Genomic DNA, 521 nt, shown 5'->3' with positions numbered 1-521 from the left:
TTTTCTTTAGTCTCGATTCTTCTTCCATTGAGCCTGATGCCGAAGCTGTTTTAATCCGTCAAGCACAATGGTTGCTTCGTCATCCTTCCTATTCTATTGTGATTGAAGGTCATGCTGATGAGCGGGGAACGCGGGAATATAATTTGGCACTTGGACAGCGTCGTGCTGTTGCTGTACGAGACTATTTGATTTCTCTTGGCGTGTCTTCCCAACGGATGCAAACGATTTCTTACGGAAAAGAAAGACCTGTTGCAGTGTGTGACGATATTTCCTGTTGGAACCAAAATCGACGTGCTGTTACAACGATCAATAATATGAACGGTGGTTAAAAAAACCGGTGTTAATGGTTTGTCTAAACTCTTAGATTGGTTTTTTGGAGAAGAAACCTGTGTGGGCGTGTAAGGAACAAAATTGGCAAGCTGTTTTTTTACATCGGTTTTCATGGCTTGTTTTGCTTTAGCTGCTCAAAGTGCACCGCGAAAGGCTTCTGAATTCTCTTCCTATAACCGAGCTCCTACCCG

General features: G+C 43.2%; 1 protein-coding gene. It reads left to right on the top strand.

All coding sequences use genetic code 11. From position 1 onward, the window contains the following. The coding region (gene pal / locus ACFIK8_RS09215) for a peptidoglycan-associated lipoprotein Pal (protein ID WP_375669248.1) at positions 1–329 on the top strand (329 nt) is incomplete at its 5' end. Between the last annotated feature and the right edge of the window lie 192 nt (positions 330–521).

Source organism: Bartonella sp. MR168JLCBS, assembly GCF_042194175.1.
Note: the sequence above shows the minus strand (reverse complement) of the source record. Positions and strands in the feature narration are given on the sequence as shown.